Origin of the sequence: Tepidiforma sp. (assembly GCF_034433535.1) — a bacterium.
Taxonomy (GTDB): domain Bacteria; phylum Chloroflexota; class Dehalococcoidia; order Tepidiformales; family Tepidiformaceae; genus Tepidiforma.
Map to the genome: position 1 here is coordinate 1 of NZ_DAOUAO010000009.1, position 7,465 is coordinate 7,465.

Sequence of the window (7,465 nt, forward strand, 5' to 3'; positions counted from 1 at the left end):
AGCCCCCGCCACGCGACCCGGCGGCGACCCCGCGCATCGACCCCGCCATCGACTGGTACCGCATCCTCGGCGTCGACCCGCTCGCCTCCCGCGAGGCCATCCGCGACGCCATCCGCACCCTCGCCGATGAGCTCTTCGCCTCCAAACCATCGGCCGAAAAGCTCACGCGCGAGCGCCAGCGCCTGCGCGATGCCTGGGCCATTCTCGGCGACCCGAAGCTCCGCGCTGCCTACGACGCCGCCCGCGCCGCCGCCCGGGACGGCGCCGCCCCGCCCGGGGACACCGGCCCCGCCTTCGACCCCCGCCCCGGCCACATGCCCGCAGGCTCCCGCCAGGGCCCGGTCACCGTCAACGGTCACGTGCTCGAAGCGGGGCGCAGCCTCGCCGGGGCCGACCTCCGCGGGGCCGACCTGCGCGGGCTCGACCTCGCCGGCTGCGACCTCTCCGGCGCACGCCTCCAGGGCGCCGACCTCGAAGCCGCCTCCCTGCGGCGCGCCCGCCTGGAAGGCGCCGACCTCTCCGGGGCCAGCCTCCGCTGGGCCGACCTCTCCCACGCCGCCGCCGAGGGCGCCATCCTCCGCCAGGCCGACCTCTCCCACGCCGCCCTGGCCGGGGCCGTCCTCCGCCGGGCCAGCCTGGCCGGCGCCACCCTCGCCGGCGCGGTCGGCCCCGGCATCGATCTTGACTACGCCGACCTTGCCCGCGCCGATTTCACCGGTGCCCTCATCACGCCAAGGCTCATCGCCCGCGGGCGCCTCGAGGGCACCGTCTTCCCCGACGGCTCCATCCGCCCGCGGCCGGGCGCTACCTGACGATGAGCGCCCGCGCGGGACCCCACGGCCCCGCGTCCTCCCCGATCCGCGCCCGCACCCGCCAGCTCAGCTCGCCCGGCGCCCGGAAGACTGCCCGCACCGCCGGGGCAGCCGTCACCCGCCGCAGCACCACGGCGCCCGCGGCATCGGTCACCTCGAGCTCGTAGCCGGTCGCGCCCGGGCAGAGCGACCAGCTGAGCACCACCTCGCCCCCGGCCGCCGCCTCCGCGCCCTCCGCCGGCTGCCACGGCGCCGGTTCGCAGCGGTACGTGGATTCCGAGGGCAGCGTGCAGGTCAGGTCGGCGTGGGGCATCGCCCCGGAAGCCGGCACGAACCACGAAACGATCTCGCGGCTGGCCGCCGCGATGCGCCGCGCGCCGGAGCCGTCAACCCCCACCACCCAGAGCGCCTTCTCCGGGCCCTCGGCCAGCACCACGCCGCGCCCGTCCGGCGCCCAGGTCACCATCGAAAACCCGCTCGAACCCGGGCTCCGCGCCAGCAGCGCCCGCTGCTCCGCGCCATCGGCCGAGGTCCACACCGGCACCCCGTCCACGATGTCGATCCGCTCGCCCCGCACCGAATAGAACTGCGGCGCGCCCACCTGCACGATGCGCGGCGACTCCTCCGGCGTGAGCCGGAACGTCTCGCCCGTGGCGATGCGCAGCCCGAGCCAGCCGCTCCGCTGCGTTTCCGGCGTCACGTACGCCAGCACCCCGCCATCCAGCCAGGTGATCGCCGAGACCGCCGCCCGCGTGCCCGGGCAGAACCGCCCGGCCGTCCCAGCCCCCAGAGGCACCCAGGCGATGCACCCTTCGCGGTCGATGTAGGCCACGGTCCCGCGGTCCGGGGGAGCAGCTCCGCCGGGAGGTCCGCCCACAGCCGTCCCGGCCGCACCCGCGCAGCCCCCGGAGAGGACGGCGCCAAGCGCCAGCAGCACCGCAGCAAGGAGCGCCCGCCGGCGGTTCATGCTCCCAGCATGCCGCGGCGGGCGCTCCGCGTGACCGGCCAGCCGGCCGGGGGAATGGTGCCCGGCTGGCCCGTCCTGCCGTCAGGCGGCCTGCAGCTTCTTCAGCGCGTTCACCAGCGCCGTCGAAATCTTGCTGTAGTTCGAACCGAGGACCATCGCCGCCTCGGCTTCCGCCTTCTTCCCCTTCAGCGCCAGGTCGAGAATGGTCGACGCCTCCTTGTGGAACTCCGCGTGGAGTTTCCGCACTTCCTCTACGACCGGGTGGCCCGGCATCGCCGTCTTCGCCTCGCCGTAAATCCACTTGCCAAGGTCGCAGTTGTTGTCCGTCCGAACGATCTCAGGCTTCCAATCGCTCTTGCCGGTCGCCGCGGCGTCGCGCAGCCGCTGCTTCCACTGGCCGTGGGCGGCGATGGCCTTCAAGACAACATTCGGGTCGACGGGCATATACCAGGGGTCCTCCTCGCAGGTGGTCTCTCGCGGGCCGACTGAGCGTTCACTCAGTGGCTCCGCCACGATCATCGGCCGCCCGGTAAAGCGGCTTGAGCCCTTTCGCGTGGGACCGCCCGGCGTACGCTGTGGACCACCTGCACGTACCGGGAGGCACCCGCCCATGCCGCTCATCCTCAACGACCTCCAGCCCATCCACTGGGCGCTCGCCGGCGCCGGCATCGCCGCTGTCACCCTCCTCCTGCTCTGGGTGACCAGCAACCGGCTCGGCGTCTCGACCGGCTTCGAAAACGCCTGCTCGCTCGTCGTCTCCACCCCCTACTTCCGGCGCGAGGCGATCCGCGGTTCGAACGCCTGGCGGCTGCCCTTCCTCGGCGGCCTGCTGCTCGGCGGGCTGCTCTCCGCCCTCCTCGGCGGCGGCTGGGAGCCCACCTGGGCGCTCGGCATGTTCGATACCGAGATCGGCTGGGGCCCGGCCGGCAAGGTCGCCTGGATGTTCATCGGCGGCGTCCTCATCGGCTTCGGCACCCGGCTCGCCGGCGGCTGCACTAGCGGGCACGGCATCTTCGGCCTTTCGAACCTGGAGCTCCCGAGCCTTGTCTCCACCGTCAGCTTCATGGCGGCCGGGGCCGTCACCACCAACCTCCTCTACCGCGTCATCCTCTAAGGGGCCTGTGCCATGCCGCTCTTCTGCCTCCTCCTCGGCGTCGCCTTCGGCTTCATCCTCAGCCGCTCCGGCGCGGCCGATTACAACTACATCCAGGGCATGTTCCTGTTCGAAGAGTTCCAGCTGTACGGCATCATCGGCACCGCCGTTGCCATCACGGCGCCTGGCCTCTGGCTGCTCAAGCGCTACGGCCGAACCCTCACCGGTCGGCCGCTGGTCATCGAACGGAAGGCCGGCCACCGCGGCAACCTCTATGGCGGCATCCTCTTCGGCATCGGCTGGTCGATCACCGGCATGTGCCCCGGTCCGGTCCTCGTCAACGTCGGCGAAGGGAAGCTCTACGCACTGGCGGCCTTCGCCGGCGTGCTGGTGGGTGCCGGGGCGTTCGGCGCGCTCTACCCGCGTCTGGTGCGGCCCTTCCGGCTCCCGCCGCTCGCCGTCGGCACCGGCGAAGGCTGAACCCTGATCACCCGCCTGAACAGATGAAAGGTTGTTGCCACCCCCGCAACAACCTGAAAGGTTTCTGGCCCAACCTTTCAGGTTCTGGTACTGTCGTCATGTGAGGCACGACGATTTTGCAGAGTCGCAGCGCGGGCACCTGGTCGCCATCCCGGGCGGAGTGGCGTTCCTCCCACCGCCAATCCCGCGCGACCTCCGGCTGCCCCGGGAGCTCGAAGCGCTCGACCGGCGGGTGCACAACGCTGTCGGCGCACTCGAGGCGGCTGCCTCCGCGTTCTCAGTGGAGCAGGCGGTCGGACCGCTCCGGCTCCGCGAAGCCCGGTTGAGCAACGAGATAGAAGGGACCCATACCCGCATCGAGGACGTCCTCTCCGCTGTGGTGGCGCGCAGCTCGCCGAGCGACGACGTTGCGGAAGTCCTTGCCACCGCCGAGGCGCTCGACCTTGGCATCCGCCACCTGGAGGACGGGGTCGCCTTCGGCGAGTGGTTGATCCGCCAGCTACATCAGAAGGTGCTGGGCACCGGCCGGGGCAGCGAACGGTCGCCCGGGGAGTACCGCCGGCGCCAGGTGGTCATCGGCCGCTCAGGGGATGACCCCGAGACCGCCCGCTTCGTCCCTCCCCCGCCCGAACAGGTCCCCCCGGCGATGGCGGACCTCCTCGAGTTCGCAGCAGAGGACACCTACGGGCCGGTCTACGATGCTGCCGCCTTTCATTACCAGTTCGAGGCGCTCCACCCGTTCGAAGACGGCAATGGGCGGCTTGGGCGTGCGCTGATCCCCCTCCTCTGGGTTCGTCGGGGGCTGCTGCGCCGGCCGCTGCTCTACCTCGGCGCCTGGTTCGCGGAACGCCGGGACGAGTACTTCACCCGCCTCCTCCGCGTCTCGACCCACAACGAATGGCTCGAATGGTTCGCGTTTTTTGGCCAGGGCGCGCTCGCCGAGGCGCACGCCACGCGCCAGCGCTTCGAAGAGGTGTCCCGGCTGATGGCCGACTACGGCAGCCGGCTGCGCGCGCATTCGAAATCGCCCACCGCCCGCGATGCCCTTCCGCTCCTGCTGCAGTTCCAGGTCCTGACGAGCAGGGTCGTCCAGGAGCACACGGGGTCGTCACGACCCGCCGCCGCCGAGGCGCTGCGGATACTGCACGAGATCGGGGCGGTCGAGACCATGGGGCGCGTGAGCGGGGCACAGGCGTACGTCGCGCGGGAGCTGCTCATGGTGCTGCACGGCAGAACGCCACCGGCGAAGGCTGAAACCTGATCACCCACCTGAACAGATGAAAGGTTGTTGCCATCCCGGCGAAAACCTGAAAGGTTTCTGACTGAACCTTTCAGGTTCTGCGTCAGATGTAATGACGACGATATTTACGGGACATCGATCGGTGGCGAGTCAACCCCCCGCGAACCGCTCCGCCAGCCACTCCTCCATCTCCCGCCGCGCCTTCCGCGCCAGCTTCGTCCCCGGCATCAGCCCATCGAACCCGTGCGGCGCGCCCGGGTATACCCGCAGCTCCGTCGGCACCCCGGCGTGCAGCAGCCGCAGCGCATAGGTCACATCCTCGTCGAGGAACCCATCGAGCGCCCCAACCATCACGTAGGCGGGCGGCAGCCCCGAGAGGTCGCCCGCCCGAGCCGGCGCGGCGTAGGCCGGCACCTCCCGGCCGTACCGCTCCCCGAGGTAGGCGCGCCAGCCCGCCTCGTTCGCCCGCGGCGTCCAGATCGGCACCTCCCACCGGCTCGAGACGGTCAGCATGCGGTCATCCAGCATCGGGTAGATGAGCAGCTGGAAGGCGACCGGGAACTCGCCGCGGTCGCGCACCAGCAGGGCGAGTGCCGCTGCCAGCCCGCCGCCTGCGGACGCGCCGCCGATGCCGAGCCGCGCCCGGTCGATGCCCAGCTCCTCCGCGTGCTCCCACGTCCAGCGGAGGGCGGCGTAGCAATCCTCCAGCGGCCCCGGGTAGGGCGTCTCCGGCGCCAGCCGGTATTCCACGGAGATCCCCACGCAGCCCAGCGCCGGGCACCAGCGGTCGAAGCGGAGGTCGTCCATCGCCGCGGTGCCCATCACGTAGCCGCCCCCGTGCATGTGAAAGAGGCAGGGCAGCGGCCCCGCGGCGCCCTTCGGACGGTGCACGCGGATGGCCACCTCCGGCGCGCCGGGCGGCCCGGGCACCCGCAGCTCCCGGCGCTCCACCGCATCCGAAAGCTGAACCAGCGCCAGCTGGTCGATCCGCGCCTGCCGGAGCGCCGGCAGCTCCCCCGGCGTAAAGCCATCGAAGCGCGGCACGTGCGCCAGCGCTTCCGCGATTTCGGGGTCGAGCAGGGCTGCAGCATCCATCGTTGCTCTCCTGCCGCCAGGGTGGGCGCATCGTAGCCCGCCCGCCGCGGCGCGGGAAGCGCCGCACGGCCCGCTGGCGTACCATCTCCGCCACACCCCCGGAGGCAACCCCCTTGGACATCGGGCTCATGGTCGAAGGCCAGAACGGCCTCACCTGGGAGCGCTGGCTCCACATCCTCCGCCTCGCCGAGCGCCTCGGCTTCCCCACCCTCTTCCGCTCCGACCACTACTTCATCGGCCCCCAGCAGGATTCGCTCGAGGCCTACCTCTCCTTCGCCGTGGCCGCCCGCGAAACCACCCGCATCCGCTTCGGGCCGCTCGTCTCCCCCGTCACCTTCCGCTCGCCGGTCGATGTCGGGCGGATGGCCGCCCAGGTCGACCTCCTCAGCGGCGGCCGCTTCGTCCTCGGGCTGGGCGCCGGCTGGAACGAAGCCGAGCACCGCGCCTACGGCATCCCCTTCCCGCCCGTTTCCGAGCGGTTCGCCCGGTTCGAAGAGGCGATTCAGGTGATGCAGCGGCTCTGGGCGCCCGGGCCCGCCAGCTTCGCGGGCCGCTACTACCGGCTCGAAGGCGCCGATTGCCTGCCAAAGCCCGCCAGCGGCCGGCCGCCCATCCTCATCGGCGGCAGCGGCGAGAAAAAGACCCTGCGCCTGGTGGCCCGCTATGCCAGCGAGTGGAACGCGGTCAACCTCTCGCCCGACGCCTACGCCGCGAAGGTCGCCGTCCTCGAACGCCACTGCGAGGCCGAGGGCCGCGACCCCGCCACCATCCGCCGCTCGCTGATGACCTTCGCCGTCATCGGCCCCGATGAGGCCACGCTCGACCGCGCCACCCTGCGGATGATGTCGATGTGGGGCGCACCCGCCGGGACCACCCCCGCTCAGTACCGCGAAGGCCTCCGCGCCCGCGGGATGATCGTCGGCGGCAGGGATGCCATCCTCGCCGCCCTCGAGCAGTACGCCCGGCACGGGCTCCAGGAAGTCCAGTTCCAGCATTTTCTCTTCGACGACGACACCGTGCCCGAGTTCCTCGCCGCCGAGGTGGCGCCCGCCGCCCGCGCCCTCTGACCCCGCCATGCACCGGTCGCCCCCGACCTGTCACACGGGGCGCGATTTGCCGGCGGTTCGCAGGCGGTTTACACGCAGTTTTCGATTCAGCGCCGCCGTTTCCTGGGCGCCACCCGGCAGTTACCGAACCGGTTGAAGGCGGCCTGTTTCGGCCCGCCGCCGCTGCCGTCTACAGCAATACGACGATGCGCCACCTTCACCCGCTCCCCCGGCCCGAAGAAGTCGCCACCCCGGCCGCCACCCTGCTCGCTGGCGAAGAGCGGCGCGTCCTCTACATCGAAGGCGACCCCTCGCTCGAGGTCATCGTCGCCGCCCTCGAGGCGTGGGGTCTCCGCGTCCGCGCTGAACGCGAACAGGAGCAGGCAGCCGCTGCCCCGGCCGAGGCGGTCCCGCCGCCCGCTGCCGCCGCCCCCGGGGCCTGGGAAACCACCCGACCATCCCTCCCGCGCGTCGGCCGCCTCGAAAATATCCTCTCCCCGCTTTGGCTCCCTATTCGCCGACCCATCGGCCCCAACGACCCCGTCACCGCCTTCAGCTGGTTCGGCCGCGCGGCCTGACCCCTCCCGGCTCCCTGCTTCCACCTTCAACCTCCAACCTCCCAGCTCCCACCTCCCTGGGCGGACGTGCGGCGGCGGTGCTCCCGGCTCCCCGCTCCCGGCTCCCCGCTCCTGGGGCGGACGTGCGGCGGCGGTGCTCCCGGCTCCCCGCTCC

At 72.0% G+C, this 7,465-nt stretch carries 9 protein-coding genes; 6 read left to right on the forward strand and 3 right to left on the reverse strand.

What is annotated here, in order from left to right; genetic code table 11:
- The coding region (locus VAE46_RS00640; RefSeq protein ID WP_322794968.1) for a pentapeptide repeat-containing protein at window positions 1–812 on the forward strand (812 nt) is incomplete at its 5' end.
- On the opposite strand, the gene VAE46_RS00645 is transcribed toward VAE46_RS00640, so the two are convergent.
- Entirely contained in the window at window positions 805–1,779 is a 975-nt protein-coding gene (locus VAE46_RS00645) for a hypothetical protein (protein WP_322794969.1), read from the reverse strand. The genes VAE46_RS00640 and VAE46_RS00645 overlap by 8 nt on opposite strands.
- An 81-nt stretch (window positions 1,780–1,860) precedes the next feature.
- Window positions 1,861–2,223 (reverse strand): CZB domain-containing protein, encoded by a 363-nt coding sequence (locus VAE46_RS00650; RefSeq protein WP_322794970.1) that lies wholly within the window; start codon window positions 2,221–2,223, stop codon window positions 1,861–1,863.
- A gap of 166 nt (window positions 2,224–2,389) precedes the next feature.
- Between VAE46_RS00650 and VAE46_RS00655 the strand changes: the two genes are divergently transcribed.
- The 3 genes from VAE46_RS00655 to VAE46_RS00665 all read left to right on the forward strand — a co-directional run bounded on the left by VAE46_RS00655 (window position 2,390) and on the right by VAE46_RS00665 (window position 4,613).
- Window positions 2,390–2,893, forward strand: a complete 504-nt coding sequence (locus VAE46_RS00655) for a YeeE/YedE family protein (RefSeq protein ID WP_322794971.1) — start codon at window positions 2,390–2,392, stop codon at window positions 2,891–2,893.
- Window positions 2,894–2,905: 12 nt separating this feature from the next.
- The gene (locus VAE46_RS00660; RefSeq protein ID WP_322794972.1) at window positions 2,906–3,352 is read left to right on the forward strand and encodes a DUF6691 family protein; all 447 of its coding nucleotides are present in this window, start codon (window positions 2,906–2,908) and stop codon (window positions 3,350–3,352) included.
- 100 nt (window positions 3,353–3,452) lie between these two features.
- A complete protein-coding gene (locus VAE46_RS00665; RefSeq protein ID WP_322794973.1) occupies window positions 3,453–4,613 on the forward strand; it encodes a Fic family protein in 1,161 nt (386 codons plus the stop codon).
- 129 nt (window positions 4,614–4,742) lie between these two features.
- On the opposite strand, the gene VAE46_RS00670 is transcribed toward VAE46_RS00665, so the two are convergent.
- Window positions 4,743–5,687: an alpha/beta hydrolase gene (locus tag VAE46_RS00670; protein ID WP_322794974.1), complete on the reverse strand. Its 945-nt coding sequence runs from the start codon at window positions 5,685–5,687 to the stop codon at window positions 4,743–4,745.
- A gap of 113 nt (window positions 5,688–5,800) precedes the next feature.
- Here VAE46_RS00670 and VAE46_RS00675 point away from each other — a divergent pair, with 113 nt between their 5' ends.
- The gene (locus VAE46_RS00675) at window positions 5,801–6,754 is read left to right on the forward strand and encodes an LLM class F420-dependent oxidoreductase (protein WP_322794975.1); all 954 of its coding nucleotides are present in this window, start codon (window positions 5,801–5,803) and stop codon (window positions 6,752–6,754) included.
- 185 nt (window positions 6,755–6,939) lie between these two features.
- Window positions 6,940–7,311: a hypothetical protein gene (locus VAE46_RS00680; protein ID WP_322794976.1), complete on the forward strand. Its 372-nt coding sequence runs from the start codon at window positions 6,940–6,942 to the stop codon at window positions 7,309–7,311.
- The last annotated feature ends 154 nt before the right edge of the window (window positions 7,312–7,465 follow it).